This is a genomic window from Methylosinus sp. is20ea, assembly GCF_059718135.1.
Genome location: NZ_AP046088.1, coordinates 3,422,691 through 3,449,300 on the forward strand (window position 1 = coordinate 3,422,691; position 26,610 = coordinate 3,449,300).

At 61.6% G+C, this 26,610-nt stretch carries 25 protein-coding genes; 8 read left to right on the plus strand and 17 right to left on the minus strand.

The genetic code is table 11. From position 1 onward, the window contains the following. Positions 1 to 19: 19 nt before the first annotated feature. A complete protein-coding gene (gene ilvD / locus AC6IY7_RS15980; protein ID WP_497780398.1) occupies positions 20 to 1,864 on the minus strand; it encodes a dihydroxy-acid dehydratase in 1,845 nt (614 codons plus the stop codon). Between the two features lie 171 nt (positions 1,865 to 2,035). Between ilvD and AC6IY7_RS15985 the strand changes: the two genes are divergently transcribed. After that, a complete protein-coding gene (locus AC6IY7_RS15985) occupies positions 2,036 to 3,130 on the plus strand; it encodes an NAD(P)/FAD-dependent oxidoreductase (RefSeq protein WP_497780399.1) in 1,095 nt (364 codons plus the stop codon). On the opposite strand, the gene AC6IY7_RS15990 is transcribed toward AC6IY7_RS15985, so the two are convergent. From AC6IY7_RS15990 to AC6IY7_RS16020, 7 genes are all read right to left on the minus strand, one after another. Further along, complete coding sequence (locus AC6IY7_RS15990; RefSeq protein WP_497780400.1) at positions 3,089 to 4,294, minus strand: DegT/DnrJ/EryC1/StrS family aminotransferase; 1,206 nt, start codon at positions 4,292 to 4,294, stop codon at positions 3,089 to 3,091. The genes AC6IY7_RS15985 and AC6IY7_RS15990 overlap by 42 nt on opposite strands. Further along, positions 4,291 to 5,259, minus strand: a complete 969-nt coding sequence (locus AC6IY7_RS15995) for an NAD-dependent epimerase/dehydratase family protein (RefSeq protein WP_497782860.1) — start codon at positions 5,257 to 5,259, stop codon at positions 4,291 to 4,293. The genes AC6IY7_RS15990 and AC6IY7_RS15995 overlap by 4 nt, the downstream gene beginning before the upstream one ends. A gap of 25 nt (positions 5,260 to 5,284) precedes the next feature. Continuing rightward, complete coding sequence (locus AC6IY7_RS16000) at positions 5,285 to 5,926, minus strand: acetyltransferase (protein ID WP_497780401.1); 642 nt, start codon at positions 5,924 to 5,926, stop codon at positions 5,285 to 5,287. Beyond that, positions 5,923 to 7,047 carry a DegT/DnrJ/EryC1/StrS family aminotransferase gene (locus AC6IY7_RS16005; protein WP_497780402.1) on the minus strand — a complete coding sequence of 375 codons (1,125 nt, stop codon included), beginning with the start codon at positions 7,045 to 7,047 and terminating at the stop codon, positions 5,923 to 5,925. The genes AC6IY7_RS16000 and AC6IY7_RS16005 overlap by 4 nt, the downstream gene beginning before the upstream one ends. Next, on the minus strand, positions 7,026 to 8,072 hold the full coding sequence (locus AC6IY7_RS16010) for a Gfo/Idh/MocA family protein (protein WP_497780403.1): 1,047 nt from the start codon (positions 8,070 to 8,072) through the stop codon (positions 7,026 to 7,028). Before AC6IY7_RS16010 ends, AC6IY7_RS16005 begins: the two co-directional genes overlap by 22 nt. 303 nt (positions 8,073 to 8,375) lie before the next feature. Beyond that, the gene (locus tag AC6IY7_RS16015; protein WP_497780404.1) at positions 8,376 to 8,858 is read right to left on the minus strand and encodes an acyltransferase; all 483 of its coding nucleotides are present in this window, start codon (positions 8,856 to 8,858) and stop codon (positions 8,376 to 8,378) included. Then, entirely contained in the window at positions 8,855 to 9,088 is a 234-nt protein-coding gene (locus AC6IY7_RS16020; RefSeq protein WP_497780405.1) for a hypothetical protein, read from the minus strand. Before AC6IY7_RS16020 ends, AC6IY7_RS16015 begins: the two co-directional genes overlap by 4 nt. A gap of 442 nt (positions 9,089 to 9,530) precedes the next feature. On the opposite strand from AC6IY7_RS16020, the gene AC6IY7_RS16025 reads away from it, so the two are divergent. Beyond that, on the plus strand, positions 9,531 to 10,688 hold the full coding sequence (locus AC6IY7_RS16025) for a polysaccharide biosynthesis/export family protein (protein ID WP_497780406.1): 1,158 nt from the start codon (positions 9,531 to 9,533) through the stop codon (positions 10,686 to 10,688). An 8-nt stretch (positions 10,689 to 10,696) separates the two neighbouring features. On the opposite strand, the gene AC6IY7_RS16030 is transcribed toward AC6IY7_RS16025, so the two are convergent. Continuing rightward, entirely contained in the window at positions 10,697 to 11,890 is a 1,194-nt protein-coding gene (locus AC6IY7_RS16030; RefSeq protein ID WP_497780407.1) for a glycosyltransferase family 2 protein, read from the minus strand. Positions 11,891 to 11,962: 72 nt separating this feature from the next. Here AC6IY7_RS16030 and AC6IY7_RS16035 point away from each other — a divergent pair, with 72 nt between their 5' ends. Further along, positions 11,963 to 12,190, plus strand: a complete 228-nt coding sequence (locus AC6IY7_RS16035; protein ID WP_497780408.1) for a hypothetical protein — start codon at positions 11,963 to 11,965, stop codon at positions 12,188 to 12,190. A 78-nt stretch (positions 12,191 to 12,268) separates the two neighbouring features. Continuing rightward, positions 12,269 to 13,537 (plus strand): rhamnosyltransferase WsaF family glycosyltransferase, encoded by a 1,269-nt coding sequence (locus AC6IY7_RS16040; protein ID WP_497780409.1) that lies wholly within the window; start codon positions 12,269 to 12,271, stop codon positions 13,535 to 13,537. A 16-nt stretch (positions 13,538 to 13,553) separates the two neighbouring features. Here AC6IY7_RS16040 and AC6IY7_RS16045 read toward each other — a convergent pair whose 3' ends face one another. The 5 genes from AC6IY7_RS16045 to AC6IY7_RS16065 are packed head-to-tail and all read right to left on the minus strand — an operon-like array spanning position 13,554 to position 17,801. Next, the gene (locus AC6IY7_RS16045; RefSeq protein ID WP_497780410.1) at positions 13,554 to 14,867 is read right to left on the minus strand and encodes an O-antigen ligase family protein; all 1,314 of its coding nucleotides are present in this window, start codon (positions 14,865 to 14,867) and stop codon (positions 13,554 to 13,556) included. Between the two features lie 15 nt (positions 14,868 to 14,882). After that, positions 14,883 to 15,455, minus strand: coding sequence for a D-glycero-alpha-D-manno-heptose-1,7-bisphosphate 7-phosphatase (locus tag AC6IY7_RS16050; RefSeq protein WP_497780411.1), 573 nt, complete (start codon positions 15,453 to 15,455; stop codon positions 14,883 to 14,885). Continuing rightward, positions 15,452 to 16,186, minus strand: coding sequence for a nucleotidyltransferase family protein (locus AC6IY7_RS16055; protein ID WP_497780412.1), 735 nt, complete (start codon positions 16,184 to 16,186; stop codon positions 15,452 to 15,454). The genes AC6IY7_RS16050 and AC6IY7_RS16055 overlap by 4 nt, the downstream gene beginning before the upstream one ends. Beyond that, positions 16,186 to 16,812 carry a D-sedoheptulose 7-phosphate isomerase gene (locus tag AC6IY7_RS16060; RefSeq protein ID WP_497780413.1) on the minus strand — a complete coding sequence of 209 codons (627 nt, stop codon included), beginning with the start codon at positions 16,810 to 16,812 and terminating at the stop codon, positions 16,186 to 16,188. Before AC6IY7_RS16060 ends, AC6IY7_RS16055 begins: the two co-directional genes overlap by 1 nt. Beyond that, positions 16,797 to 17,801 carry a GHMP family kinase ATP-binding protein gene (locus AC6IY7_RS16065; RefSeq protein WP_497780414.1) on the minus strand — a complete coding sequence of 335 codons (1,005 nt, stop codon included), beginning with the start codon at positions 17,799 to 17,801 and terminating at the stop codon, positions 16,797 to 16,799. Before AC6IY7_RS16065 ends, AC6IY7_RS16060 begins: the two co-directional genes overlap by 16 nt. A gap of 296 nt (positions 17,802 to 18,097) precedes the next feature. Here AC6IY7_RS16065 and AC6IY7_RS16070 point away from each other — a divergent pair, with 296 nt between their 5' ends. The 4 genes from AC6IY7_RS16070 (at position 18,098) to AC6IY7_RS16085 (ending at position 22,817) form a co-directional block, all read left to right on the plus strand. After that, entirely contained in the window at positions 18,098 to 18,226 is a 129-nt protein-coding gene (locus AC6IY7_RS16070) for a hypothetical protein (protein WP_497780415.1), read from the plus strand. A gap of 23 nt (positions 18,227 to 18,249) precedes the next feature. Then, the gene (locus AC6IY7_RS16075; RefSeq protein WP_497780416.1) at positions 18,250 to 18,753 is read left to right on the plus strand and encodes a hypothetical protein; all 504 of its coding nucleotides are present in this window, start codon (positions 18,250 to 18,252) and stop codon (positions 18,751 to 18,753) included. A gap of 220 nt (positions 18,754 to 18,973) precedes the next feature. Next, positions 18,974 to 22,054, plus strand: a complete 3,081-nt coding sequence (locus AC6IY7_RS16080) for a N,N-dimethylformamidase beta subunit family domain-containing protein (RefSeq protein WP_497780417.1) — start codon at positions 18,974 to 18,976, stop codon at positions 22,052 to 22,054. Positions 22,055 to 22,259: 205 nt separating this feature from the next. Continuing rightward, positions 22,260 to 22,817 carry a methyltransferase domain-containing protein gene (locus AC6IY7_RS16085; RefSeq protein WP_497780418.1) on the plus strand — a complete coding sequence of 186 codons (558 nt, stop codon included), beginning with the start codon at positions 22,260 to 22,262 and terminating at the stop codon, positions 22,815 to 22,817. Positions 22,818 to 22,851: 34 nt separating this feature from the next. Here the strand turns inward: AC6IY7_RS16085 and AC6IY7_RS16090 are convergent, their stop codons facing one another. The 3 genes from AC6IY7_RS16090 to AC6IY7_RS16100 form a co-directional block, all read right to left on the minus strand. After that, complete coding sequence (locus AC6IY7_RS16090; RefSeq protein WP_497780419.1) at positions 22,852 to 23,973, minus strand: WecB/TagA/CpsF family glycosyltransferase; 1,122 nt, start codon at positions 23,971 to 23,973, stop codon at positions 22,852 to 22,854. A 70-nt stretch (positions 23,974 to 24,043) separates the two neighbouring features. Further along, positions 24,044 to 25,177, minus strand: a complete 1,134-nt coding sequence (locus AC6IY7_RS16095; protein ID WP_497780420.1) for a glycosyltransferase family 2 protein — start codon at positions 25,175 to 25,177, stop codon at positions 24,044 to 24,046. Beyond that, positions 25,164 to 26,174, minus strand: a complete 1,011-nt coding sequence (locus AC6IY7_RS16100) for a glycosyltransferase family 2 protein (protein ID WP_497780421.1) — start codon at positions 26,172 to 26,174, stop codon at positions 25,164 to 25,166. Before AC6IY7_RS16100 ends, AC6IY7_RS16095 begins: the two co-directional genes overlap by 14 nt. Positions 26,175 to 26,610 lie beyond the last annotated feature (436 nt).

Below are 26,610 nucleotides of genomic sequence, written 5' to 3' on the forward strand. Positions count from 1 at the left end.
TACGCGCCAATGACGCGCGTCACTCCTCCGGAACTTCGCGCACCGCGCCGCGCGCGGCGCTCGTCGTCATCGCCGCATAGGCGCGCAGAGCCTTCGAGACCTTGCGGGCGCGAGCCGCAGGCTTCCAAGCGTCCTTGCCGCGCGCGTCTTCCGCCGCGCGGCGCTTCGCCAGCTCGTCCTCGGAAACGGCGAGGTGGATGGAGCGCGCCGGAATGTCGATCTCGATGGAATCGCCTTCCTTCACCAGGCCGATGAGGCCGCCCTCGGCCGCCTCCGGCGAGACATGGCCGATGGAGAGGCCCGATGTGCCGCCGGAAAAACGCCCATCGGTGATGAGCGCGCAGGCTTTGCCGAGGCCTTTCGATTTCAGATAGCTCGTCGGATAGAGCATTTCCTGCATGCCCGGGCCGCCGCGCGGCCCCTCATAGCGGATCACCACGACGTCTCCGGCGACAATCTTGCCGCCGAGGATCGCGTCGACCGCGGCGTCCTGGCTCTCGAACACGCGCGCCGGGCCGGCGAATTTCAGAATGGAACTGTCGACTCCCGCCGTCTTCACGATGCAGCCGTCGAGCGCCAGATTGCCGGTGAGCACGGCGAGGCCGCCATCCTTGGAGAAAGCGTGGTCCGCGTCGCGCACGGCGCCCTTCTCGCGGTCGAGATCGAGCGCGTCGAAGCGGCGGCTCTGGCTGAAGGCCACCTGTGTCGGCACGCCGCCGGGCGCGGCGCGGAAGAATGTCGCGACGCTCTCGCTATTGGAGACGCGCACATCCCAGCGCGCCAGCGCTTCGCCGAGCGTCGTCGCATGGACGGTGGGCAGATTCGTATGCAGCAGGCCGGCGCGCGCCAGCTCGCCGAGAATGGCGTAGATGCCGCCGGCGCGATGCACATCCTCGAGATGAATGTCCGGCACGCTGGGCGCGACCTTGCACAGAACCGGCACGCGCCGTGACAGGCGGTCGATGTCGGCCATGGTGAACGGCACTTCCGCCTCATAGGCGGCGGCGAGAATGTGCAGCACGGTGTTGGTGGAGCCGCCCATGGCGATGTCGAGCGTCATGGCGTTCTCGAAGGCTTCGAACTTCGCGATGGAGCGCGGCAGCACGCTGGAATCGTCCTGCTCGTACCAGCGGCGGGCGAGATCGACGATGAGATGGCCGGCCTCGACGAAGAGGCGCTCGCGATCGGCGTGCGTCGCCAGCACAGTGCCATTGCCGGGCAGAGCGAGGCCGAGCGCCTCGGCGAGGCAGTTCATGGAATTGGCGGTGAACATGCCGGAGCAGGAGCCGCAGGTCGGGCAGGCCGAACGCTCGATCACCTCGACATCGGCGTCGCTCACCCTGTCGTCTCCGGCCGCGACCATGGCGTCAACGAGGTCGAGCGCGTGGCTCTCGCCATGCAGCACGGCCTTGCCGGCCTCCATCGGACCGCCGGAGACGAAGATGGCGGGGATGTTCAGCCGCAGCGCGGCCATCAGCATGCCGGGCGTGATCTTGTCGCAATTGGAGATGCAGACGAGAGCGTCGGCGCAATGGGCGTTGCACATATATTCGACGCTGTCGGCGATGATCTCGCGCGAGGGCAGGGAATAGAGCATTCCGTCATGGCCCATGGCGATGCCGTCATCGACCGCGATCGTGTCGAACTCCTTGGCGACGCCGCCGGCCTTCTCGATCTCGCGCGCGACGAGCTGGCCGAGGTCTTTCAGATGCACATGGCCGGGCACGAATTGGGTGAAGGAATTGGCGACGGCGATGATCGGCTTGCCGAAGTCGCCGTCCTTCATGCCGGTGGCGCGCCACAGACCGCGCGCGCCCGCCATATTGCGTCCATGGGTGGTGGTGCGTGAGCGGAACGGCGGCATGGGCGGCTCTCTTCTCTTCTCGAGGCATGTCGCAGATGAACTATCCCAAGGAGCAGGCCCCCGCAACCCGCCGACCGAGCCGGCGGCATGGCGCTCGACAACATGGCCCTCGGAACTTGAACTTCAGCCATAGAGGACTAGGCTGACCCTGCCGACGCGCGGAGGAGGCCGATGGCGCATGCATTGATCGTCGGCGCCGGCGTGGTCGGATTAGCGGTCGCCCGCGCCCTCGCATTGAAAGGCCATGAGGTCATCGTCGCCGAGGCCGCCAATGTCATCGGCGGCGGCGTTTCCTCCCGCAATAGCGGGGTGATCCATGCGGGGCTCTATTATCCGACCGGCAGCCTGCGTCACCGGCTTTGCGTCGACGGGCGGCGCGCGCTCTACGCTTTCGCGGAGAGCCATGGCGTCGGGCATCGGCGCCTCGGCAAGCTGATCGTCGCCACCGAGCCGGGCGAGGAGACGAAGCTCGAAGCTCTGCTGGCGAATGGGATCGCCAATGGCGTCGAAGGCCTCGTCGCCTTGGGCGGCGCCGAGGCGCGACGCCTGGAGCCGGCCCTTTCCTGCGCCGCCGCTGTGCTCAGCTCCGAGACCGGGATCATCGACGCGCATGGCCTCATGTTGGCGCTGCGCGGCGAGATCGAGGATCATGGCGGCGCGGTGGCCTTGGCGACGCCGGCGCTGGGCGCGGAGCGGGCCGGCAATGGCTGGCGCGTGCGCTTCGGCGGCGCCGAGCCGGGCGCCGTCGACGTCGATTTTCTCGTCGTGGCGGCGGCCCTGCGCGCCCAGGCGGTCGCCGCCGCCATAGACGGGCTCGATCCTGGCTCGATCCCGCCTCTCATTCTCGCCAAGGGGAGCTATTTCGCCTTTTCCGGCCGCGCGCCTTTCGGCCGCTTGATCTATCCCGCCCCGGTCGACGGCGGGCTCGGCGTGCATGTCACACTGGACCTTGCCGGGCGCATGCGCTTCGGCCCGGATGTGGAATGGATCGACGAAGAGAATTATCTGGTGGCGGAGGAGCGCCGCGCCGCCTTCGCGGAGCGCATCCGCTGCTATTGGCCCGAGCTTCCCGCCGAAAGGCTCGGCCCGGACTATGCGGGGATAAGGCCCAAGCTGACCGGGCCGGGCGCGCCCGCGGTCGATTTTCGCATCTGTGGTCCGGCGGATCACGGCTTGTCCGGGCTGGTCTGCCTGTTCGGCATAGAGAGCCCGGGCCTCACATCCTCATTGTCGCTCGGCGATCTGGCCGCGTCCCTGCTGGAATGAGCTTTCGGCGCTCGTCGCCGGCTCATGCAGGAGACAGGCATGCGCCAGCGCCGCCTGCACGAGATCCTGCTCCGCGGACGTCATCTCCGGATAGAGCGGCAGAATGATCGACCGATCCTGAGCGACTTCCGAGCGCGCCAGACTCGCGCGCAGCGGCAGATCGCCATAGGCCGGCTCTCTGTGGCTGCACATGATTCCACGTCGCGTGGAGACGCCCTCGTCGAGCATCGTCTGCATCGCCGCGCGCTGGTCGCAGCCGTCCGGCAGACGAACGCAGAAGCTCTGCCAATTGCTGCGGGCCCAGCTCGGCTCGCGCGGAAGCTCCAATCCGGGAATTGACGCGAGCAGCGAACGATAGCGATCGGCGAGCGCGCGTCTCGCCGCGACGATCTGCGGCAGGCGCTTCAATTGCTCGCGCCCGACGGCCGCCTGAATGTCGGTCATGCGATAATTGTAACCGAGCTGGCCATAGGATTCGAAGATCACGCGGTTCGCGCCGTGGCGGACCGTGTCCGGAACGCTCATGCCATGCTGCCGCAGCAGACGAAATGTCGCGTCCCATTGCGCATTCGCGGTGGTGATCATGCCGCCGTCGCCGGTGCTGATCACTTTGCGCGGATGGAAGGAGAAGCAGGCGATGTCGCCATGCGGCTTGCCGATCCGCTCCCAGCGTCCGCGCCAGAGAATTTCGCCGCCGATCGCGCAGGCGGCGTCCTCTATGACCGGAATTTTTCGGCGATGTGCGATCTCGACGATCGTCGCGAGATCGCAAGGCATGCCGATCTGATGCACGCAGAGGATCGCCCGCGTGCGAGGGGTCAGCGCGCTTTCGATCCGCGAGGCGTCGATGTTGAATCCATCGGGCTCTATATCGACGAAGATCGGCGTCGCGCCGCAATAGCGTATGGCGTTCGCCGTGGCGATATAGGAATGGCTCACGGTGATCACTTCGTCGCCGGGCCCGACGCCGCAGGCGAGCAGAGCGAGATGCAAGGCCGTGGTGCAATTCGACACGGCGCAGGCGTGCGGCGCGCCGACGGCTTCGGCGAACTCGCGCTCGAAGGCCGCGACTTCCGGCCCCTGCGAAATCCAGCCGCTCATTATCGCGCGCCGCGCCGCCTCCGCCTCGGCTTCGCCCATCGAAGGCCTGGTGATCGGTATCATGAATTGATCCTGTCCTTATTGGCGCGCCACCACCGCACCAGACGCGCGAGGCCTTCCTCGAGGCCGACCTCCGCGCGAAAGCCCAGCAAGCGCTCCGCCTTGGAGACGTCCGCCAATCGCCGTCGCACCGGATTGACCTTGCGTTCGGGCCCGTATTCTGGACGAAGATCGGAGCCCATGACGCGGAGCAGCGCCTCGGCCAGCTCCTCGAGACTGGTTTCGGAGCCGCTCGCGACATTGAACACATCATCCGTCACATCCGACGCCAGCGCGTGAATATTCGAGCGGGCGACATCTTCTATGTAGACGAAGTCCATCGTCGTCTTGCCGTCTCCCAGAATGAGCGGCGGCTCGCCTCTGTCGATCCGCTCCATCCAACGGATCAGCACTTCCGTATATTTGCCGTGAATGTCCATGCGCGGGCCATAGACGTTGAAATAGCGAAGCGCGACATAGGGCAGGTCATACATGTCGTTGAACGAGCGCAGGAGGCCCTCGAGCATGATCTTGCTCGCGCCGTACCAGGTGCGATTATTATAGGGATGATGATCCTCCCGCGTCGGAAACACGTCGGCCAAACCATAGATGGAGGCCGAGGAGGCGGTGACGATCTTTTTCAGTCCGGCGGCCTGCGCCGCCTCGACGACATTGAATGTTCCGTCGCACATGACGCCGAGCGCCTCGCGGGGCTCCGCGGCGCAGGCGGTGATGCGCAATGTCGCCATGTGAATGACGGCGTCCATTCCGGCGCTGAGCTCGTGGACGAGGTTCGCATCGCGTATATCGCCCAGCACGAGCGTGACGCGCGGCGTCGCCAGCACGGACTCGATATTCGCCAGCGACCCTCTGCTCAAATCATCGAGAATGACGATGCGCTCGGGAGAATAGTCGCGCAGCAGCAGATCGATCGTCGTCGAGCCGACGAGACCGCAACCGCCAGTCACCAATATTCGTGAACCGTTGATTTCCATGTCTCACCGCCCGATGTCTCTAGCGGCCTATCGGCCGCGCCGGATTGCCGACCGCGACCACGCCCGCCGCGAGATCGCAGATCAGATTGCTTCCGAGGCCGAGCATGGCGCCCGCCCCGAGAGTGACGCCGTTCATGATGCTGGAGCCGCTGCCGATGTAGCAATTCTCGCCGACCGACGCGCCGCCTGCGATGGTCACATTGGAGCCGACGAGGCTCCAATCGCCGATCACCGCGTCATGATGAATGACGGTATTGGGAAGAATGACGACATGATTTCCGATGACGCAATTGCTGGTGAGCACGACGCCCGCCATTATGAGCACATTATGGCCGATCGTGGCGAAAGGCGCGATGCTGGCGGCGGGATGAATCGCGCGCGCGAAGCGGCGCGTCTCGATCCCGAGCCCGGCGATGATCTCGCGTCGCGATCGGAAGGACGCGGGACCGCCGGGGACGGCGAGCACTTTCGCTTGCGGCGACGTTTCCAATGCGCTTCGGTCGAAGACCCTATATCCATAGGCGCCCGCCTGCTGCTTCGCCGGCGTGTCATCGACGAAGCCGAGGCAGCGGTAGCGATCCGCGAGGCAATCGAGCGCCTCGAGACCGTTTCCATTGCAGGGAAAAACCAGCAATGGGTCTGGCTCGCGTCCGCCGCTCATGCTGTCGCCGCGCAAGCTCGCGACTCCCGCGCGAGCGCGATCACGGCGTCGCCGACATCTGCGCTCTGCGCCGCGGTGAGCTCCGGAAACATGGGAAGCGACAGCACTTGCGCAGCGGCCAGCTCCGAATGCGGGAATTGCCCCTCGACATAGCCGAGATCGGCGAAAGCCGGCAGCAGATGAATGGGAATCGGATAGTGAATTCCGGTGGAGACTCCGCGCGCCTGCAATGCGTCCTGCCAGCTTTGCCGGCTCTGCGTGCGAATGGCGTAGACGTGATAGACATGTCGCGCATAGGGCATTTCGGTCGGGGTCGATACGCCGCTTCCCGAAAAAAGGCGATCGTAGCGCGCCGCCGCGTTTCGTCGCCCTTGCGTCCACGTCTCGAGATGGCGCAGCTTCACGCGCAGCACCGCTCCCTGAAGTCCTTCCATTCGGTAGTTGTAGCCCTTGAGCACATGCTGATATTTTTTCTCCGCGCCCCAATCGCGCAGCATTCTTATCGTGCGTGTGAATTCCGGATTGTCGGTCACGACCATCCCGCCCTCGCCATAGGCGCCGAGATTTTTTCCGGGGTAGAAGCTGAAGCAGCCCATGTCGCCCATGCTTCCGGCGCGACGGCCCTTATATTCGGCGCCATGGGCCTGCGCGGCGTCCTCGATCACCACGAGACCATGCGCCGCGGCGATCGCGAGAATCGGGTCCATATCGGCCGTCTGGCCATAGAGATGAACGGGGATGATCGCCTTGGTCCGATCGGTGATCGCCGCCTCGATCTGCGTCGGGTCCATGGTGAGCGACTGCGGATCGATATCCACGAAGACGGGCGTTGCGCCCGTATAGCAGATCGCCGACACCGTTGCGACGAAGGTGAAGGGAACGGTGATCGCCTCGTCGCCGGGGCCGACGCCGGCCGCCAGCAATGCGAGATGCAGCGCGCTGGTGCCGCTGTTCACGGCGATTCCCTGCGTCGCTCCGCAATAGGCGGAGAATTCCGTCTCGAAAGCGCCGACCTCCGGTCCGAGCGTGAATTGACAGCTCTCCAGCACGCGGCCGATCGCTGTGTCGATCTCGTCCTTGATGCTCGTATATTGCGCTTTCAGATCGACAAAGGGGACCATGACTTCATTCCTCGACATTCGATTTGAACCGTCTCGCCACGTCCATGCATGGAGGTCGTGGCCGCTTCGATGACTTCGACGACGCGCAGGCCGAGGCGACCATCGGTGATCGGCGCGGCGCCGGTTTCGATGCATTTGGCGAAATGCTCGCTGGCGATGCGCAGCGCTTCCGTCGTGTCGAGCTTGGGCGCCCACATGTCGCCGGTGCGATAGCCGACGAGCAGCTGATAGATTTCTTGCGGACTGGTGGTGAACTTCACGCCGGAATCATAGACTTTGATCTTTTCCGAGGCCGCCATATCGTCATAGACGATCATCTTCTTGCTGCCGCCGAGCAGAATCTGGCGAACTTTGACCGGCGCCAGCCAATTGACGTTCACATGCGCGATCTTTCCCGAATTGTAGAACAGCGTCACATAGGCGAGGTTCTCGGGAACGCCGGAGAAATGCGTCGTGCCGCTCGCGGTGACCGCGATAGGATGCTCCTCGAGCAGAAAATCGAGGATCGAGAAGTCGTGGACGGCGAGATCGCAGATGACATTGACGTCGCGCTGGAAGAGCCCGAGATTGATGCGGGTGGAGTCGTAATAGAAAATCTCGCCGAGATCGCCGCTGGCGACGATCTCGCGCATTTTGCGGATCGCGCCCGTATAGATGAATGTGTGATCGACGAGCAGAGTCAGATTGCGCTTTTCCGCTTCTTCGATGAGTTGACGCGCCTGAGCGGAGGTCTCCGTCATAGGCTTCTCGAGCCACACATGCTTGCCGGCGCGCAGAGCCGTCATGGCGAGATCGAAATGCGTGCTGACCGGCGTCGCGATCGCCACGGCGTCGAGCGCCGGATCGTCGAGCACGTCGTGGATGTCGGTCGCGGTTTTGACGCCTTGATAACGCCTTTGCGCGATCTCGAGCCTCGCGGGATCTGGATCGACGACGACATGCGGCCGCGTCGCTAGCGATTCTGCGAAATTGCGCAGAAGGTTCGCGCCCCAATAACCATATCCGATGACGCCAATATTGATCATGGCCAATCTCTTATTTTGTTACGAAATATTACGACGACTCGTTCGAGCCGGAGATATCGAGCGGCATTGGTCGGTCGTGGGCCGCCGCGGCGCCCGATAAGAAAGAATTCGTTCAAAATCCGTGCGGCGAATTCGATATCGAATCGCGGCGCATATTGCTGATCGCCGACCCGTGTCCAGGGCGACATTCGTCAAATGGTCATCCACATCGCCGCGAAATGTCTTGCGCGTGCGAAGTGGGCGGCGGAACTCCTCCCCAGCCGGCGCGAAGCGTTGGACGATTTGCCGAAATCGGAGCGCTCATCATTCGCTCCTCCGGTTCTCGAGATTGCCTGTCTCGCGAGCGGGAACGCCGGCGACGACGACATTGTCGGGAACGTCGCGAGTGACGACCGCTCCGGCGCCGATCAGTGCGCCTTCCCCGATCGTCACGCCGGCGAGAATTGTCGCGTTGCTGCCGATGGCGGCGCGCGTCTTGACGAGCGTTTTGACCAGCTTCCAATCGTCCGGGTTCTGAAGCGTTCCATCGGCATTGACGGCGCTCGGATAGATGTCGTTGGTGAACATCACGCCATGGCCGATGAAGACGCCGTCCTCGATCTCGACGCCGTCACAAATGAAGGCGTGGCTCGATATCTTGCAATTGCGTCCGACCGAGGCGCCGCGTTGGATCTCGACGAAAGCGCCGATCTTGGTTTTGTCGCCGACCGCGCATCCGTAGAGATTGACCATCGATGGATGGAAGATTTGCACGCCCTCGCCGAGCACGACATCATCGCTGATCATCTGGAGACGCCCCCGCTCTGCGAGGCGCGCCGCGACCTCGAGGATCGTTCAATCGAAGAAAAGCGAAGAATTACCGAGATATCGGCGGCGATGACGGCGATCGGCCACTCAGCGTGGGACAATTCGTCAGAGGGGATCGGCGGCGCTGCGCCATTTACAAAATACGCCACGAGCTGAAAACCTTTGTCGTCATCGGACAGAAAGCGCCCGACTACATAAAAAACCGCCATTTCGGCTCCACAGCGATGGAGCGCGTCCCAGTCGACAGGAGAAAACTTTTGTCGGCGTCAGGCCGGTATTTGATATTCCAATGTTAGACGCAGTTATACTATCGCAGATTATTTAAAGGTCAACAGCACAGACGGAGCTGTTTGTCCACGCGCGCTTTCGTTTGTCGCGGAGGGCGAAGCCGGCCGGCGTCGAAAGCGCGTCCGTTTCGCGCGAGCGCTTGCGGCCAGAGCATCGTCTGCTTTACGGTACAGTCGAGCTCCGGTCTGCGCCGCGGGCGAGTCGGCGCGGGGCGCTCTCGGCGGGGGCTGGCTCGTCGAGCATTCGCGTCGCCCGATGGCGGCTCGTTGGCATTGAGACAACGAAGGTCTATTTATGATGTCTTCGTATTTTCGAGTTGGCGTAACATTGTGCGCGTCGGTCTTTTTCAGTGGTTGCGAAATATTGCCTGCGTCCGGTCCCGCCTCCATGGATGTGCGCGGCGGCCAGACCGACGCCGAGAGCCTGTCCTATGCGATCGTCAAGATCGCCCCCGAGGCCGTGGATATTCTCGAGAAGGAGACGCCGCGGCTGTCGACGGCCTTCGGCGATCGGCGCCCGCCCAAGGACATTGTCTTCGGCGTCGGCGACATCATCAGCGTCACGATTTTCGAAGCGGGAGCGGGCGGCCTCTTCGTGCCGGCGGAGGCGGGGGTTCGGCCGGGCAATTATGTGACCTTGCCCAATCAGACGATCGATAATCTCGGCAATATCACAATTCCCTATGCGCCGCCGATCGTCGCGAAAGGACGCACCGCGCCGGAAGTGCAGCGCGCCATCGTCGACGCGCTGAAAAAGCGTGCGATCGAGCCGCAGGCGGTTGTCAGCCTGGTCGAGGCGCGCACCTCGCTGATCAGCGTGCTCGGCGATGTGAACATGCCCTCGCGCTTTCCGGCGAACGCCTCGGGCGAGCATATTCTCGATGCGATCACGCGCGCGCAGGGCCCGAAGAGCCAAGGGTTCGACAGCTGGGTCATGCTGGAGCGGGGAGGACGCCGGGCGACCGTGCCATTCGGCGCTCTCGTCTATGAGCCCGCCAACAACATCTATGTGCATCCCAATGACACGCTCTATTTGTATCGGGAGCCGCAGACCTTCGTCGCCTTCGGCGCCGCGGGGCGCCAGGGACAATTGCCCTTCGACGCTTGGCGAATCTCGCTGGCGGAGGCGGTCGGAAAGGCCGGCGGGCTCAATGACGACAGGGCCGATCCGGCGGCCGTCTTCCTCTATCGCGGTGAAACGCGAAATGTCGCGGAACGGCTCGGCGTCGACTGTTCGGCTTTTCCCGGCCCTATCGTTCCGGTCATCTATGTGGTCAATTTTCGCGATCCTGCGGGCTATTTTCTCGCGACGAAATTTGCGATGCGCAACAAGGACGTGATCTACGTCTCCAATTCCTTCGCGGTGGAGAGCGCCAAGGCGATGTCCTACTTCCGCCTGCTCGTCGCGACGGCCAATGATCCGATTGTCGCAGCGAGCGGCGCTCTCGTGCTGAAGGGCCTCCTTCACCCCGCGGGGACGAGCGTGATCACGACATTGACCACCGGCGGCGGCGCCAATTGACGAAAGGCTCAATCCACATTGCGCTCCGCTCGCACCCAGATCATCTGGCGCTTGGTGACGAAGCGCCAGAGGGTCGGCAGCTTGGTGAGCGCATAGGCGGGCGTAGACAAAAGGTCCCGGCCGGAGACGATCGAGCGTCCGTGTCGCAGCCAAGCCAGCGCGATCGCGACGGTGAAGAGAGCGAGCGGAGCCATGTCCGCAAAGACGAACCAAGGCGAGCCTCCGCTGAGCGTCGTCGCTAGGCCGACGCCGGCCAGCGCCGTCGTCGTGAGCAGGAAAAGGCCCAATGGCGGGATGCTGAGATCCAGCGCCATGGCGAGCAACTGCGGTCGCCGTTGGGTCCAGCCATTGCGCAAAAGATAGGGAACATGCTGCTGGATCATCGTCAGATGCCCATGCTCCCATCGGGTTCTTTGAGCTGTGACGCCGCCGGCGGTGACCGGAAAGCTGCTCGTCACGCGCGCGCGCGGACAAAATCGCGGCGCAAAACCCTGGATTGCGAGCTCGACGCCGAGCTTGGCGTCCTCCGCTATATGTCCGGTCGACAGCTCGACAGAGGCGAGCAGGGGCCAGGGAATCGCCATTCCGGTCCCTGTGAGCTGACACGGCTGTCCCAATCGTTCAACTCCGAGCGGCCGGACAAAATTTTTCACCTTCCAGGCGAATTGCGCGATGCGCGCCGTTCTCCCTGCGGAGGGGGACGCCTCCATCAGATTTGTCGCTTGCGCCGGCCGCCCATGCGTGGCGCAAGCCGCGCCCAGTTCGGCGATGCTGCCGGGCGCCAGCTCGCAGTCGGCGTCGACGAAGACGACGAGCGATGGCGGCGTGCCGCGGGCGAGAAACTCGATCCCCCGATCGAGCGCATATCCCTTGCCGATCCTTTGCGGATCGCGTCTCTCGACCACTTCGGCGCCGGCGAGCCGCGCTCTCTCGGCGGTGTCGTCCGAGCAATTGTCGGCGACGACGAGGAGCCGGTCGGCGGCGGTCAATTGCGCCCTGATCGCGCTCACTGTCGCGGCGATCAGCCTGCTTTCGTCATGGGCGGGAATCAGCACGCAGAGCGCGCCGTTGCGCTGCGGAGTAGCGCGGGGCGCGTCCGGCTCGTCGCGAAGCGAGGCGACGACCTGGCAGAGGAAATAGAGGGCCTGAAGGCCGATGACAAAGGCCAGCGCCGCGATCGAAATTTCTATGATATCGATCATGTCTCGATCTCCGAAATTCGGCGACCGCTTCAGCCGGAGGACGCCGGCGTCGAAATTTTTCGTGAGCGGTCCGTGATTGAAAATCCGCCGCTCGAATCCTCGATCGGCGCCGATAAATCGAATTTCAGCGATGATGGCATAGTTTTCCGGCGATCTCGACTCGAATTTCTCGTCGGCGTCGCCGCGCTGGACAAAGCATCGAGATTGTGCCGGAATAAGCGAATTGACGACTTCGAGACGACCCGACTCTATTTGAATGACTTTCTACCGGATGGGCGCGATGCTGCGGCGACCTCGTGATAAAGCTCGCGGCGACTGGATCGCGGAGGAGTCGGCGACTGCTCGACCAGCGCGTCCAGTCGCAGCGTGTCGGAGCCGATGATGAGCTTTCACCCGGCGTCGATCCCGGCGCAATTGGGCCGCTTGGGACGGCAATTGCTCGATATTTCGAAACATGAAGGGGCGAGCGGCGTCGCTCTTCGATTGCGCTCGGCGCTCGTCGCTCGCCTTGGCGCGGAGAGCGAGATTTTGCCGGTCGCACATAGTGACCTTCTCGCCGCCGACCTATTGTCTCGCTTCGTTCCGCCAATTCCCGATCTCGAGCCCGGACGAGCGCCGATCGTCAATTGGGTGACGACGCCGCCCGCTCCGAGGTCCGGCGGCCATACGACGCTGTTCCGGATCATCCGACATCTCGCGTCGCAGGGCTACGAAAACAGACTTTATTTCTATGATGTCTATCGAAGCGATCTTCGCTATTACGAAGCCATCGTTCGGCGGCATTATGATTTCGACGGCCATGTCGCAAAGGTCGACGACGGCATGGCCGATGCGCATGCGGTCGTCGCCACCGCCTGGCCCACCGCTTATCCTGTGTTCAATTCGCGGTGCAGCGGCCTGCGCTTCTATTTCGTTCAGGACTTCGAACCCTATTTCCATCCTCGAGGCGCCGCGAGCTACCTCGCCGAAAACACATATAGAATGGGCTTCCACGGCATCACCGCGGGACGTTGGCTGGCGAGCAAGCTGCGCAGCGAATTCGGCATGGAGACGGATTTCTTCGAATTCGGATCGGATGCGTCGCGCTATCGCCTCTCGACCGATGCGCGGCGCTCCGGCGTCGCATTTTACGCGCGTCCCGGCGCGTCGCGTCGCGCCTTCGAGCTCGGATTGATCGCCATGGAGCTGTTCGCCGCCCGACGCCCCGACGTCGAGCTGCATTTCTACGGCGCTGCGATCGGCAAGCAGTCGTTCCCCTTCGTCGATCACGGCTCGATTGCGCCGGAGCAGCTCAACCTCGTCTATAACCGCTGCTATGCCGGTCTCAGCCTGTCGATGACCAATGCATCGCTCGTCCCTCACGAAATGCTGGCCGCCGGTTGCATCCCCATCGTCAATGACGCCGATCATAATCGGCTCGTGCTCGACAATCCGTTTATTCGTTACGCGCAGCCCTATCCCGCCGCTTTGGCGAGCGCGCTCGAGGATGTCGTGACCGCATCCGATTTCGACACATTGTCACGCGCGGCGTCGGCGAGCGTGCGCGCCACGACCTGGGAGGAGGCGGGCGACAAGGTCGATTCCATCATCCGGAAAGCGATCGCAGCGCGAGCTCGCGCGAAAATCGCCGACGATGTTCCGCGCTGAAGCGGCGCGCCGCGCTTTACGCATCGTCGACCTCCGACTCGTCGGGCCACGCCGCGAGCGCGCTCAAATGGGCTTTCATCCCCATCAGAAACATCGTCAGAATATAGACGGTTCCCCAATAGAACACGGTGAATCCGATAAAAATCGCGAGGCCGAGAATGACGCTCGTGACGAAGCCCAAACGTCGTTCCGGCTCCAAGGAGTCGCAATTCTCCTCCTCGGCGCCGATCGGCAAGAAGCATGTGGCGGCATAGCAGAAAAAGACGAGCGCGGACCCCGGAAGTCCATACATCATCGCCATGCGCAGCCAGACGGAATCGATCGTCTTCGCCAATCCGCAGATCGTCGCCCATTCGTCGGACAGGCCGATGCCGAGAATGGGCGATTGCATGACGAGATCGCCGGCGCAGCTCCATTGTAGAACGCGATACCATGCGGTCGCGGGATCGAAAGTGAGATAGCGCAGGAAGAAGCCGAGCGGGCTCGGATGAAACATGAAGATCGCCGCGACGAAGAGGAAGGGGCCGGCCGCCGGCAGGACCCAGCGCAAAGGGAGGCCTCTCGTGACCCGCTCATAGGCGAGAACGCCGGCTCCGATGAGCGTTGCCCCCGTCGGAGCCGAGGAAACCGATAGAGCGAGACCGATAGCGGCGCCCGCAGCGCCGAATGTCCGCGACCAGCCGCTGAGCGTCGTCGCCAGCAGCAGTCCGAAAGAGCAGGCGGTTCCCATCAGAATCGGATGCTCGAGCGTGCTCGTCGCGCGAAACAGAAAGCCGCGCATGTCGCCTTCCAGTGCGCCATTGTCGTAGCCAGTGAGCGCCCCGATCGTTTCCCGCAGCACGAAGCGCCGCGTGACCTCGTCTGCTATAGCGAGCATTCCCACTGACGCGATGACGATGCAAAGAATGCGCGTGAGCGCCATGGCTTGTCCGCGTTCGGATAGAAAGAGGCGCGCGGCCATATAGGGAATACAGAATTCGAGAGCCGAGGACCCGCTGGCGACCAGGGCCCTTTCGACTCCGTCATTGGCGACCGGGCCGATGAACATCCACAAGCCGGTGAGCGGCACGAGCAGATCGGGCAAGACGAAGTGATAGCGCCCCTCCGCCGTCAGCCGGGCAAAGCGCATCACTGTGAGGGGAGCGACGAGGAGCAGAAGAATCCGGGTGACCGTCATGCGGCGTTCGCCGAGATAGAATGACGCTTCTTCTGGAAGGAACATCGTCACGGCGATCAAGGCCAGAATGAGCGGCGCGCCGACCGAAGGCGCGTCGGCCGAGACGCGCTCGTCGGCGTCGAGCGTCACATCGGAATTCACCAAAGGGCTCATCGCTTTGCTCGCGATCTATCCATTTTCGTCCGCTGTCGGATGGGAAATGCGCGCGCCGCCTCCAAATAGCGGAAGCATGTCCCGCAACCGACGAAATGCGCCGGGTGGTCGACCGGTCACGGCGGCGTCGATGAGGAGATTGAGCCCCACTCCGGCGCGCCTTCCGGCTTCGATATCGGTGGGCTTGTCGCCGATGAGCATAGAGCGCGCGAGATCATATCCGAATTCGTCGCGCGCGGCGATTATCATGCCGGGATTCGGCTTTCTGCAGAAGGCGTCTTTTCGATATTCGCCGATGCCATGCGTCGGATGAAACGGGCAATAATAGACTTTGCGAATGACGACGCCCTCTTCCTCGAAGCGACGGCGCATCCAGTCGGTCAGCGCCGCGAAATCCTTTTCCTCGTAGAGGCCCCTCGCGATGCCGGCCTGATTTGTCACGATGATGATGTCGAAGCCCTTCGCGATCGCCGCTCGGCAGAGATCGAAAATGCCGTCGATGAAGAAAAAGTCCTCGACACGAAACACATAGTTTCGCTCTTCGTTGATCACGCCGTCCCGATCGAGAAACAGAGCCTTCGGCGTCATCGTCTCGCTTGCTCGCGCCACTTCGTCGCTTCGATCTGCGCTCGCGCGTAATCCTCCGGAACTCCGATATCGATAAAGTCGCCATCGACTGGACAGGCCGTCAGGATTTTCGTTGCGACGCTCGGGCTCAATAAATCGTGCTCGAAGGAGAAAGTCTTCGCCAGGCGCGCGCCTTCGACGAATCTTCGTCGTAGCAGATAGGCGCCGGCGTTTATCAATCCTCGTCCTTCGGCGCCCGTGGAAGTGAATTTGCGTATTCGGTTTCCGTCGAGCTCGATGGCCCCGTAGCGGCTCGAATCGGCGATGCTCCGCACGGCCACGACGGCGTCGGAATCCTCGCTCGTCGCGAGCCTTTGCATGGCGTCATAGGGAAGGCGCTGAAATGTGTCGCCATTCAGCACGAAAGCAAGGCCGTCGTCGAAATGCGTGAAGGCTTGTCGAATGGCGCCGCCGGTTCCGAGCGGCTCAATTTCAACGGAATAGCGCAGCTCCATTGCTCCATATCGGGAGCCGAATGCGTCGATGATCGCCTCGCGTCGCCATGACACCGCGAGGACAATGGTGGTAAATCCATTTTCCTCCAATTTGTCGAGCACATAGGAGAGAAACGGTCTGCCGCGGACCGGCGCCATAGGCTTCGGCAAATCGCGGACGACTGGGCGCAGTCTGACGCCATAGCCTCCCGCCAGCACGATCGCTCGGCGCGACGGCCTTTGGAGCACGGTGGACATCAGGACGCCGCCTTGACGAGGCGGCGACGCTTTTCGCCCGGCAAGAACATGTTTCGCTCGATCAGAGCGCATAATATGTGGCCGAGAATTTCGTGGGCCTCCTGAATATGAGGGGTCTGGTCCGATGGCGCACGCAGGCACACCTCGCACAGCTCCGGCATGTCGCCGCCCGAGGCGCCGGTGAATCCGAGCGTGCAAAGTCCGCGATGACGTGCGACTTGCAGAGCGTCGATGATATTTTTCGACTTCCCCGAGGTGGACAGTCCGATGAAGACGTCTCCCGCATTGCCCAACGCTTCGATTTGCCGCGCGAATATATAATCATAGCCGTAATCATTGCCGATCGCCGTCAGAATGGAGCTGTCGGTCGTCAAGGCGAGGGCCGGAAGACCGGGGCGATCGAAATAGAAGCGGCTCACCAGCTCTCCGGCCCAATGTTGCGCGTCGGCGGCGCTGCCGCCGTTTCCGGCAAGGAGAATCTTCCGGCGCTTCTTGAGAGCATTGGTGCAGATCTCCGCCATTTCGAAGAGCTTGGCGTGAGTCTCGATGTCGTCGCGCAGATGACCGACGATTTGGCTGGCGGTCTCCAGCTCGCGACGGATCAGATCGGCTATTCCAGTCGCCATGCCGAAGCTCCCTCTGTTGTGAAATGACAACCGCTCACTTGGCCATTTTCGCCGGCTAAGGCCTCGACGAGCTTTATGCGGTTGTCGGGATCGACGAAGAAGAACATGAAGCCGCCTCCTCCTGCTCCCGACACTTTGCATGCGAGCGCTCCGGCGCGGCGCGCGACATTTTCGACATGCGCGATCAACGGATTGGAGATTTCGGCGGCCATTCGCTTCTTGGCCTGCCAGCTCGCTTGCATGGTCCGCGCGAAGCCTTGCAGATCGCCGCGCAGCAAATGCCGCTTCATGGCGATGCTCTCCTCCTTGAGCTGATGCATCGCGTCGATCGAATCGTTGTCCTTGCGCAGAACATTATTCATTTGCTGCTTGACGATATCGGCCGAGCTGCGGGATACGCCGGTAAAATAGAGCACGAGCGAGGCCTCGAGCTCGGAGACGATCCTCTGCTTTATTTTGAGCTGGTTCACGAGGATCGCGCCGTCTTGATGAAATTCGATGAAATTCACGCCGCCGAACGCCGCGGCGTATTGATCTTGCTTGCCGCCCGCGAGACCGAGGTCCACGCGTTCGATCTGATAGGCGAGCTGGGCGACGTCATATTCGCTGAGCGGGATCGAGAAGAATTCGACCATCGCCTGGACCATCGCCACGACGAGGGCCGAGGACGAGCCGAGACCCGATCCCGGCGGCGATTCCGACATGCTGGAGAGGCGGATAGCGCGCGGCCGGTTTCCGAGAAAGTCGGCGACAATTCTATTGTATACCGCCTTGTGCAAATCGAGAATGCCGTCGAAAGGTCGCTCGGCGGCCAAATCATATTCGGCATGGATATTTTTTTCGATGATGTCGAAGGCGACCGCTCGATGATCGAGATCCGTGACGGTCGCGTAGACATAACGGTCGATCGTGGCGTTGAGGACGGAGCCGCCGAAGAAATCACAATAGGGCGATACATCGGTTCCGCCGCCGGCAAATCCAAGACGCAATGGTGCTCTCGCTCGAACTTTCAATTGACTCTCCTATTCGTCTGGTCTTGTGGACACAGCTGACGAAAAGGCTCAAATTTCGCTTTTTATGAATTCATTGCCTCCTTGCCAGGAGGGATCGAATAGCTTGAGCTTGGCTCAAATTGTCGCGTTTTGCAATGGTCAATCATTCAAATCTGCGATTATTCGCTTCGGGACTGGTCGATGTGGCGCCTAAGGGGCAGTAAAAAAATGGATTATCTTTTTGCGTTTGCTCGCCGATACGAGCGTCGGGCTGCGTTTTTGGGCGTTGCGTCGTGCTCGCGAAGAATATTTCGTTCGGCGAAAGCGCCAATTGTGTTTGGCAAAGTGAGGAGCGTCTGCCGACATTCGCCGCGCCGGCGATCGAAATCGGCGACATCGATATTGCCAAGGTCACGAAGTGAGATATAGTAAGCGCGTTTCGAATATGTCGCCCATTGATGTTTTCATTTTGATAGGGCTCGCCATGAAAGCGAATTTCGTAATTCCGTTGGTCATTTCGTTCATTGGGCATACGGCGGCGGCGAACGCGCAAGCGCGGCCGTGCATTCGTATCTTGCGAGATCTCGACAATCTCGCCCAACAGATCGGCGCGCAATCGGATTCCTATTGGGTGCGTCGTAGCCATTATCTCGAATTGAAGCATGGCGATCATCGGTCTGCGGCCGTCAGCGCAACGAAAGCCGCAGAGCGAGAGAAGCTCCAGGCGTCGGAGTCGAAGAGTTCCGTGCCCGGTCTGCTCGCGAATTTCCGATCGACCGCCACGGAGGCGAAGTCTCAGCAGTGCTTGCCGCCGGCGCGTCTGCTGGCCATTCGTGAGTCGACGATCAAGCTCGCGAGAAAAGTCAATTTCGATCGGTTTCCGGAGGACGAGTCGGCTCGAGGCGAGGACGAACCGGCTGCCTCTGTGCCGTCGAGCATGCCGAAGTAAGCTCATTCGAGCGACAGCGGGTCGAACAGTTTCGTCGGAGCGATCGGAGTTTTGTCCGAATGAATAGTTGTGCCGGTGTTTCCGAACAGATGTGATCGGAGATCGCGTCAGCGCTCATGGCTCGCTTCCTTCGATGTGATCGGAGCGAAAAATTGCGGCGATAATTGTGGTCGCGCCACGTGGCTTTGTTTTGTTCGATTCGAAGAATGCGAGTAGAGCGATGAGAGTATTGTCGGCGGTATTGATTTTGGCGGCGCTCACTTGCGGCGCGGCGTCTGCGCAAAATGCGATCGTCATCGAAAACCAATTGACCGGGTCCTCGCCGAGCGAATGGGATCTCGATGGTCCAGGGTCGACGTCGCTCGAAGGGTTCGCGACGGACATCAGCGTCAATCATGGTCAGACGGTGGACTTCAAGATCAGATCCGGCACGAGCAATTGGCGTGTCGATATTTATCGGTTGGGATATTACCAAGGAAATGGCGCGCGTCTGGTCGCCACGCGGCAGATGAGCGCTTCGCACAGCCAACCCGGTCCCATCGTCGATCAGACGACGGGAGAAGTCGATGCGGGAAATTGGTCGGTGACGATGTCTTGGGCGATACCCGCCAATGCGGTGTCGGGCGTCTACATCGCAAAGCTGACGGATCAAAACGACAGCTCAAATCAAAATCACATTCCTTTCATCGTTCGCGCGGACGAGTCGATCAGCGACATCGTCTTTCAGACCTCGGACACGACGTGGCAGGCCTATAATGGTTGGGGCGGCGCCAATCTCTATGGCGGCAATGGTCCAGGCGGCGACTCGGCGCCCGGCCGCGCCTATAAGGTGAGCTATAATCGTCCGATCTGCACGCGCGACTTTTGCGGGACCGTTTCATCTTGGACCGATTTCGTATTCGGCGCCGAGTTCTCGGCCTTCGCCTGGCTCGAACAGAATGGCTATGACGTTTCCTATATCGCTGGCGTCGACACGGCCCGCTCGGGGGCTCTGCTGCTCCATCACAAGGTGTTCATGACGGCGGGGCATGACGAATATTGGGATACGCAGGCGCGTTCCAATGTGGAGGCGGCGCGCGGCGCGGGCGTCAATTTGGCGTTTCTGAGCGGCAATGAGGTTTTTTGGAAGACGCGATGGGAGCCGAGCATCGACGGCGCCACAACGCCAAATCGGACGCTCGTTTGCTATAAGGAGACGCGGCATAACGCCCCATTGGATCCGTTGGACGTGAGTCCGAGCTGGATGTGGACGGGCACGTGGCGCGATCCGCGCGGCAGTCCGCCCGCAGATGGCGGCCGGCCGGAAAACGCGCTCACGGGCACGATGACGCAGGTCGACGCCTATCGTTCCGATGCGATCGCAGTTCCTTATGAGATGAGCCGGCTATGGTTTTGGCGAAATACGGCCAATGTGTCGGTCACTCCATCGGGGGGCGTCACGACCCTTACGCCGAATATTCTCGGCTATGAATGGGATGGCGCTCCCGATAACGGCTTTTCTCCAAAGGGCCTCATCTATCTATCCTCGACCACATTGAATGTCGGCACATTTTTTCTCGACTATGGGGCGATCGTCGGAGATGGCGCGGCGACGCATCATTTGACCTTATATAAGGATCCGGCGAGCGGTGCGCTGGTGTTCGGCGCTGGGACGGTCTTCTGGGCATGGGGTTTGTTCAGCAATGTCGACGGCCCATCGACGCCGACAGATCCGAATATTCAGCAGGCGACGCTAAATCTTCTCGCTGATATGGGGGTTCAGCCGACGACCTTGCAGTCTGGACTCGTTCCTGCGACGAAGTCGACGGATATCGTCGCGCCGCTGTCGACGATTTCGACGCCGGCGAATGGCTCGACTTTTCAGGAAGGGCAGCCCGTGATCATCAGCGGCGTCGCGAGCGATGCGACGGGGCGTGTGGCGGCGGTCGAAGTGTCGGTCGATGGAGGAGCGACATGGCGGCGGGCCTCGGGTTCGACGAATTGGAGCTATGTTTGGAATGCGACGGCGGGCGCGACCACGATTTTGTCGCGCGCCACAGACGATAGTCTCAACACCGAAGCACCGTCGACATCGATTTCGGTGACTGTCGCCTCGGGGGGCTCGTCCTTATTCGCGCAGATTGCCGTGCCAGAACGCGCGACGTCCGACGACCCGAACTCTGTCGAACTCGGCGTAAAATTCTCGAGCTCGGTTTCGGGAACGGTCAGCGGTCTGCGGTTTTACAAGAATTTCATCAATATCGGCGCGCACGCCGCACATTTGTGGGATTCGTCGGGAAATCTGCTCGCTAGCGCGACTTTCGCCAATGAGACGGCGCATGGCTGGCAGGTCGTCGACTTCGCGGCTCCGGTTCATCTGACCGCCGGAGCGACCTACACCGCCTCCTATCACACGAATGGCTTCTATTCCGCGAGCTACGATTATTTCGGTTCGGCGATCGTTCAAGCGCCGTTGACGGCGCCGCCCAACGCCGGCGTCTACGCTTATGGCGGAGCGGCCGCCTTTCCGGCGCAGAGCTATGGCGCAAGCAATTATTGGGTCGACGTGATGTTCAAGCCCGATCCTGCGGTCTCGGCGCCGAGCATCACCAGCGCGACGAGTGTCAATGGCGTCGTCGGCGCGTCGTTCAGCTATTCGATCACCGGCTCCAATAATCCTACGAGTTTCAATGCGACGGGATTGCCGGCGGGACTTTCGGTCGATCCTGGAACCGGGGTCATTTCGGGGACTCCCTCGGCGGTCGGCGTATCGTCTGTCGTCGTGAGCGCGGCCAATGCCGTGGGAACCGGAAGCGCAGCTTTGAGCTTGACTGTAAACGCGCCGAGCTCGACGCTGTTCACTGTGAGCAGCACGCCTGCGATCGTGACGGTCGACGATCCCAATTCCGTTGAGCTCGGGATGAAATTCGTGGCCTCCACAGCCGGAGTCGTCACGGCGATCAAATTCTACAAAGGTCCACAAAACATAGGCGTGCACACCGCGCATCTGTGGAGCGCCACGGGCGCCCTGCTCGCGAGCGCGACATTCGTCGAGGAATCGGCGAGCGGTTGGCAAACGGCCGTATTGCCGACACCGGTTTCGATCGCCACGAATACGACCTATGTCGTGTCCTATCACACAAGTGGATATTATTCGGCGAGCGGCAACTTCTTTTCGAGCGCTTATACGTCCGGCCCCTTGTCGGCGCCCGCGGGTGGGACGAGTGGAGGTAATGGCGTATACGCTTACGGGTCCTCGGTCGCTTTTCCGGCGAACACCTACAACGCCAATAATTATTGGGTCGACGTCATGTTGCAGTGACGTGACGCGGCGCTCTCCTTCACCGGTCCGGCGTTGGAAAAGCGTCAAAACAGAAGGCGAGAGTCTCTCCCTGTTTCAATGAAACAGGGAGAGACTCTGGTCGATGCGCTCGGTGGGGGCCGGTGAGAGCATGATCGATTTGACCGTCAACGAGTTTCGCAGACGTCGAGGATCGGTTCTTCGTAAAAGGATCGACGAGGCGTTCATGGATCGCGGCCGCGACGTCGTGATCCTCGACGTCGGCGGCCGGCCTGATTACTGGGAGAACGTCGATCCGCGTCACGTGAGCAAGATCATCTTGCTGAATATCGGACCGTTGGAGCTTTCGCGCGACAGTCGCCTGAGCGGCTTCGAGTCGATGCTCGGCGACGCCTGCGATCTCTCCGCTTTCGACGACGCTTCTATCGATCTCGTTCATTCGAATTCGGTAATCGAGCATGTGGGAGGCTGGTCGAATATCAGACGTATGGCGCGAGAGGTTCGCCGTGTCGGGCGCCACGGTTGGGTTCAAACGCCGGCGTGGGAGTGTCCGCTCGAGCCGCATTTTCGCTTTCCGATCATTCATTGGTTCGCCCGTCCCACCCAGGCGCGCCTGCTTTCATTGATCGGGCGATTCCGTGATTGCTCGATCGCCGAGAGACGGAATCTGGTCGAGGAGATCAATCTTCTGACCAAGCAGGAATTCGCCTCCTTGTTCCCGGGCGCGTCACTATTCGTCGAGCGTCTCGCTTGGATGCCGAAGAGCTACACCGCTTGGTGGTGACCGCGGCGACAGGGCTCGTGACGGAGTCCGAGCCTCATTCGAAGAGATAGTCGCAACAATGGAGGCGCAGCAACCTCCTCGCGGCCTTGCTCGCGACGGCAATTTCGAAGCGTCGATCGTTTCGTAACTGCCAGCCATAGGCGGAAACAATCGTGCCGACGACCGCCGAGTCGAGATAGGTCACCGCGCCGAAATCGAATGTGATGTCGGCCTGAAGGTCGCAGGCTTCGGTCAGCGCATCCCGCAATGGCGCGAGATCGGATGCGGTCCAGGCTCCGAGCTGCTGTATGGTGATTGCGCCTTCGCGCGTCAGGACTCGTAATTGCGGGGTCTCGTTCTCAGGGCGAAGCGCGCTGTAGCGAATTTGCTCCATTCGCAGAGGAAGCACACAGGCGTATATCAAGCGCAACAAAGTTCGCGCGTCGCGATAATAGCGATGGAACAGGATGGGCTCTTGCAGAATGCGCCACACCCATTCCAATCCTAGAGCTTGGAATGGCTTAGGTGCGCGCCTTATTCGGTCGGCGGCAAAATTCACCACGGCTCCGAGGTGTGAGACCACTCCGCGATGGATCTTGCGCGCATTCTCGACGATCCAGGGCTTTCCGTGCTTGCCGAGCGATAGGACCAGCAGATCCGGGCCAGCCTGATTGATTTGGTCGATATAGCTCGCATTGCCGAGGTCTTCGAGCGTGCCGAAGCCGGGCGAGACCGCTCCGATGCATCGTAGGCTGCCGTGGGCGCAGTTGATTTTGTGTTTCGCTATATCGGCGACTCCATCCGCGCCTCCGAAGAAGAAGACGGTCATGGTTCCCGCGAGGCCATGTCGCAGTCCGTCGAAAACGTCCGCTCCGGCGAGGCGCTCCCGTACGGGCAGGCCGAGGAATCTCGACAGCCAGACGACGGGCATGCCGTCCGCGATCGAGACGTCGCTCGTCAAAAATGCGTTTCGAAAGCGCGTGTTGGAAAGACTCTGGATGATGTCGTTGGTGTTGGGGGTGAGCAGGACGAGCCTGCTTCCGGTTCGTTTGGCGTTTCGAACGAGCTCGATTACATCGTCCAGCCGGAGCGCGTCTATCGGGAGCCCGAGCAAGCAATAGACGTTTCGACGAAAATGCCATTCGGCGGTCGAGAGCTTCTCGCAATTCTGATCCATTGCCGACCTCTTCGTTTCGGGTCTCGGAAATTGAATGGAAAAGCGTTTGGCTTTCGGTTGCCGGGGATCGTCAGACTCCGGTTCGGAGCCAGCGCGCGTGAGCGAACTCTTCGCGCAGGCGTCGCAAGGCTGCGGCGGCGAGTGAGGCGGGGGCCCAGCGGCTCAGCGGATACGCGCGGTTTCGCCGGCGCTGAAGGGCGCGCCATTGTGGCAGTATTTCGGCGTCGGAGAATGTGGTGGTCGAGAAAGCGATCAGCTCATCGACCGGCGTGCTCGCGATGCGGTCACGGTCGTAGGCGCGGCATGCCTGTTCCAGCGCCTGCGTTGCGAGCTGGCGCCGGACCGTCTCCTCGAGATCTGCCGGTTGCGGCAACCGGGCGCCGCTGCTCGAGAGCACTCCAATAAACGCGTCTCTTCGTCCGATCAAGTCGGTGAGAAGTCCAGCATTGACAGTGCGCGACATGCTGCCGGCGTGCACGCGGTAGAAGCCCTGGTCGACGCCGTTGATCCGACCGACATCGGCGGCGGCGGCCAGCCTCAGCCACATTTCCAGATCATAGGTGTGAGGTAAAGCGGTGTTGTAGTCGCCGACGGCGCGCATCGTGCTGGCGCGGATCATCGCCTCCGGCTGGCTGATGCAATTGACTGCGCGCCGACAGCGTAGCGCGAGCCAATCCGCGCCGCGCCAGATTGTCCAGCTGGGGGGGCCCAGTCGCGCAGAGGGCGGCGCGCCTCCGGTGAAATGGCGTGGACGGCCATAGACGAAACCGACATTCGGATCGTGCTCGAGCAATGCGACGGAGCGCTGCAAGGAGCCGGGCGCCAAAAGGTCGTCGGCGTCGAGCTTGACCAGATATTCGCCCTGCGCCTCGCGAAGCGCTCGATTCATCGTGTGGATCACGCCGACATTCTCGGATAGCGCAATGACGCGAATGCGCTGGTCCTTTCGCGCGAGCTCGGTCGCCACAGATTTGCTGTCATCGGTGGACGCGTCGTCGACGATGACGACCTCGATCGCGACGCCCGTCTGTGTGAGCGCGCTGCCGACGCTGCTCGGAAGGAAGCGACCGTAGTTGTGGCAGGGAATCAGGATCGACACGAGGGGCGCGCAGTTCGTCATTGATGTCGGAACCCGGACCGGGGGCGGGATCGGGCCGTCGCGGAACCATGATCGGGGCGGCCAGCCCGCGTCATCGTTGGTCAAGACGCTCTCCTCTGAGTGCGGCCACCGCTGGACGCAGGGCGCTCCAAGCTCGGCGGCCGATGCGCTTCTTGACGGTGAGCTTGAACCAGTCGGGTGTTCGGACGATGCGAGGATAGGTGGCGAGCGCGAGGTCCGACAATTGGGCCGACGTGTCCATGTCGCCCTTGTTGAAAGCCTCGCTGGCGTGCCCCACCATCACGATGGAGAGCTCGCGGAGCAGTTTCTCGCGCAGTCCTTCCGCATCCGGCAGCACGGCCCCGCAGTTTTCGACGAAGCAGTCGAGAGCGCGTCTACGCTGCTGCAGGTCGCCCCATAATCCATTCGCATAATAGGTCCAGGACATGTTGGCCCGATGGCGCCGGTAGACGCCTTGCCGAGCATTCACGAAGCCGACGGACGCATGTGCGGCGAAACGCAGCCACATTTCGAAGTCGCCGGCATGCGGAAGCTCGGGGCGATAGCCTCCGATGCGCTTTTGCATTTCGGTCCGCACCACTGCGGTGCATGTGGCGACGATGCAATTTGCTTTATTGGCGTCGATGAATTCCGAACCGCGCATGATGCGATGGCCGCAGTGATCGAAGGCGCGAATGGGGACGTCGACCAATGTCTCGGCTCCTTCATCGTCGCGCTCGATCACTCTGCCGAATGTGAAGCCGACGTCGTCGTGCGCGTCCAGGAGCTCGGCGGCGCGGGCGAGGGCGCCCGGTAAGAGATAGTCGTCCGCGGAGAGGATAAGCATATAGTCCGCGGCGGCCCATTCGATCCCCTCGTTATAGGTGGCGATGTGGCCTTTGTTTCTCTTATGAGCGATCACGGAGACGCGTGTGTTTTCGGCGGCGATGGTTGCGGCGACATCCGCCGTGTCGTCGGGCGAAGCATCGTCGATGATGAGCACGCGAACATCGGAATGGGATTGGCCGAGAACGCTCTCGACACATTGTCGGAGATAATGAGCGTAATTATAGCAGGGCACGATAACGTCTATAGAACTCATCGACGCAATCCTTTCGTGTCTGCAGGACGACGGATCGCGGTCTTCGAAGTGGAACGAAGATCGTCGATCCGACGAGCGCGCCGTTCGAAGCACATCGGTTCCGGATGCCGCGATCATTAATCTCGCGCCGGATCGCCGAATAGGAAGGCAGAGCGGGATCGACGATCGGTCGGCCTCGCCTCCTTATGCGGATCTATGCTCAGAGAACGCCGGGTGGAGTCCGGTCGACTGCAATCAACTCCTCGACTATGCGATATTGGTTCAATTTCCGGAGCCATCGGCTCGATGCGTTCGGTGATATAAGTCGGCGTTTGTCCGAAACGGGCGAATTGAAATTCGATGACAAGGATCCTGTGTCGCTAATAGTATTGAATTCCGCCGAGAGGTCAATAATTCTCGACGGGGTCATGATCGTTTTCCTTGTCGGCGCGTGTGC

Coding starts and splice junctions, on each gene's coding strand:
- ilvD (WP_497780398.1), bottom strand. CDS start 1,864: ATGCCGCCGTTCCGCTCACGCACCACCACCCATGGACGCAATATGGCG.
- AC6IY7_RS15985 (WP_497780399.1), top strand. CDS start 2,036: ATGGCGCATGCATTGATCGTCGGCGCCGGCGTGGTCGGATTAGCGGTC.
- AC6IY7_RS15990 (WP_497780400.1), bottom strand. CDS start 4,294: ATGATACCGATCACCAGGCCTTCGATGGGCGAAGCCGAGGCGGAGGCG.
- AC6IY7_RS16000 (WP_497780401.1), bottom strand. CDS start 5,926: ATGAGCGGCGGACGCGAGCCAGACCCATTGCTGGTTTTTCCCTGCAAT.
- AC6IY7_RS16005 (WP_497780402.1), bottom strand. CDS start 7,047: ATGGTCCCCTTTGTCGATCTGAAAGCGCAATATACGAGCATCAAGGAC.
- AC6IY7_RS16010 (WP_497780403.1), bottom strand. CDS start 8,072: ATGATCAATATTGGCGTCATCGGATATGGTTATTGGGGCGCGAACCTT.
- AC6IY7_RS16015 (WP_497780404.1), bottom strand. CDS start 8,858: ATGATCAGCGATGATGTCGTGCTCGGCGAGGGCGTGCAAATCTTCCAT.
- AC6IY7_RS16020 (WP_497780405.1), bottom strand. CDS start 9,088: ATGGCGGTTTTTTATGTAGTCGGGCGCTTTCTGTCCGATGACGACAAA.
- AC6IY7_RS16030 (WP_497780407.1), bottom strand. CDS start 11,890: ATGATCGATATCATAGAAATTTCGATCGCGGCGCTGGCCTTTGTCATC.
- AC6IY7_RS16040 (WP_497780409.1), top strand. CDS start 12,269: ATGATGAGCTTTCACCCGGCGTCGATCCCGGCGCAATTGGGCCGCTTG.
- AC6IY7_RS16045 (WP_497780410.1), bottom strand. CDS start 14,867: ATGAGCCCTTTGGTGAATTCCGATGTGACGCTCGACGCCGACGAGCGC.
- AC6IY7_RS16050 (WP_497780411.1), bottom strand. CDS start 15,455: ATGACGCCGAAGGCTCTGTTTCTCGATCGGGACGGCGTGATCAACGAA.
- AC6IY7_RS16055 (WP_497780412.1), bottom strand. CDS start 16,186: ATGTCCACCGTGCTCCAAAGGCCGTCGCGCCGAGCGATCGTGCTGGCG.
- AC6IY7_RS16060 (WP_497780413.1), bottom strand. CDS start 16,812: ATGGCGACTGGAATAGCCGATCTGATCCGTCGCGAGCTGGAGACCGCC.
- AC6IY7_RS16075 (WP_497780416.1), top strand. CDS start 18,250: ATGTCGCCCATTGATGTTTTCATTTTGATAGGGCTCGCCATGAAAGCG.
- AC6IY7_RS16080 (WP_497780417.1), top strand. CDS start 18,974: ATGAGAGTATTGTCGGCGGTATTGATTTTGGCGGCGCTCACTTGCGGC.
- AC6IY7_RS16085 (WP_497780418.1), top strand. CDS start 22,260: ATGGATCGCGGCCGCGACGTCGTGATCCTCGACGTCGGCGGCCGGCCT.
- AC6IY7_RS16090 (WP_497780419.1), bottom strand. CDS start 23,973: ATGGATCAGAATTGCGAGAAGCTCTCGACCGCCGAATGGCATTTTCGT.
- AC6IY7_RS16100 (WP_497780421.1), bottom strand. CDS start 26,174: ATGAGTTCTATAGACGTTATCGTGCCCTGCTATAATTACGCTCATTAT.